This is a genomic window from Lactobacillus sp. (assembly GCF_051873315.1).
Lineage (GTDB): Bacteria > Bacillota > Bacilli > Lactobacillales > Lactobacillaceae > Lactobacillus.
On the sequence record NZ_JBJEES010000101.1, the window covers coordinates 1 to 1,958 of the forward strand.

The following is a 1,958-nucleotide window of genomic DNA, read 5'->3' on the forward strand; positions in this document are numbered from 1 at the left end:
ACCACGCAGAAGCTCTGCACCCATTCTCATACTTTGCTGAAAAGTTTGGTTTGGAAATCGACGCGGCTTCAGGTGCTTCCGGCCACTCAGAAGACAAGGCTGACGCTTTGCAAGTTCAAGCAACTTCAAGTGCTTCAGTTCCTGAAAACGCACCAGACACTACTTCAGGTGCTTCTCACTAAGAGAAATATAAATAAAGAAGAAAGCGAAACCTTTTGGTTTCGCTTTTTTCTTGCTTGCAAGTATAATAAAAGAGGCAGACATACTAGGAGGTAAATAAATGCAACAATTTGGTGTGATCGGTTTATCGGTCATGGGCAAGAACTTAGCCCTCAATGTTAGAAATCATGGCTTTTCAGTCTCCGGCTTCTCCATCGACAAGCCGGAAGTCGATGCTTTGGCCAAGTACGAGGACGACAAGCTGAAGCCTTGCTACACTTGGGAAGAATTCGTTGATTCTTTGGAAAAGCCCCGCAAGATTCTGGTGCAGATCATGGCTGGTGACCCGGTTGACCAAACCATTCAGAAGCTGATCCCGCTTTTGGACAAGGGCGACATCATTATTGACGGCGGGAACTCCAACTTCCACGACACCAACCGCCGCTACCACGAATTAAAGAAGCACGGCCTGCACTTTATCGGCATGGGCGTGTCCGGCGGTGAAGAAGGTGCCTTGAACGGCCCGGCCTTGATGCCAGGCGGGGACAAGGAAGCTTATGAAGAAGCTGCGCCAATCCTAACCGCGATGGCCGCCAAGACTGAAGACGGCCGTGCCTGCGTGTCCTACATTGGGCCAGAAGGGGCGGGCCACTACGTCAAGATGGTCCACAACGGGATGGAATACGCGATCATGCAGGAAATCTCTGAAGTCTACGACATCATGCGCAAGGTAGCCCACAAGTCCAACAAGGAAATGGCAGATATTTTTGCCGAATGGAACAAGGGGGACTTGAACGCCTACTTGATTGAAATTGCTTCACAAGTTTTGCGGCAAAAGGATGACTTGACTGACGACGACGTGATCGACCACATCTTGAACGTTGCTTCCTACAAGGGGACTGGCAACTGGATGCTGGAAGACGCCATCAAGCTGGGCGCTCCAATTACGGTGGTAGCTGAAGCCGTTTTGGCTCGGTTCATGTCCAAGGCAACGACCCGTGAAGGCAAGGAAGTCGTTTACAAGGGCGAAGTTGCCAGCGACTTGATCGACAACTTGGGCAAGGCAATGTACCTGGCACAGATCGTGGCTTACGCTCAAGGCTTCCAGCAGTTGACCATGGCGGCTAAGGCTTACGACTGGGAATTGAACTACCCGGCGATCGCGCAGAACTGGGAAGCGGGATGCATCATCCACGCCAAGACCTTGTATCATATTGAAGATGCTTACGCTGACGGCAAGCAACTGGACAACCTTTTCCAAGACCCATACTTTGCGGGCGTGATGGAAAAGAACCTGCCAGCCTTGAGAGCGGTTGTTAAGCTGGCAGCAGAAGCTGGCGTGCCAACTCCAAGCTTCAGCGCGGCTCTGAACTACCTGGAATCAATCTTCAACCCAAGCCTGCCGGCCAACATGATTCAGGCACAAAGAGACTACTTCGGTGCGCACACTTACTACAGAAACGACCGCGAGGGCGTTTACCACACTGAATGGTATGAAGAAAAATAACAAACGGTATTGATGAAAAGAGTGAAACTTCGTTGGAAAGTTTCACTCTTTTTGTTTGCATAGCTAGTGAAGCAGGATACAGAAAAGATGGATTAAGGAAAGCTATTACATAATTAGAATGAAAAACTGACCATGGCTATTTTATACTGTTCTTTTCATAAAATAGATGTTAAATATATGGTTGACAAATAAATCTGCCAGAAATATACTGAAAGCGGTTAAAAAATATAGGGGGAGCACGCGTGGTGCTAGTTGAAATATAGTTTCAATTTCTTAACAAAAAAGGTCCAAC

At 48.3% G+C, this 1,958-nt stretch carries 2 protein-coding genes; both read left to right on the forward strand.

What is annotated here, in order from left to right; all coding sequences use genetic code 11:
- The coding region (locus ACI32D_RS05970) for a hypothetical protein (protein WP_439775694.1) at positions 1-182 on the forward strand (182 nt) is incomplete at its 5' end.
- A 98-nt stretch (positions 183-280) separates the two neighbouring features.
- A complete protein-coding gene (gene gndA / locus ACI32D_RS05975) occupies positions 281-1,666 on the forward strand; it encodes an NADP-dependent phosphogluconate dehydrogenase (RefSeq protein ID WP_439775695.1) in 1,386 nt (461 codons plus the stop codon).
- Positions 1,667-1,958 lie beyond the last annotated feature (292 nt).

Bases quoted from the DNA above. Each gene is read 5' to 3' on its own strand.
- gndA (WP_439775695.1), top strand. From the start codon at position 281: ATGCAACAATTTGGTGTGATCGGTTTATCGGTCATGGGCAAGAACTTA.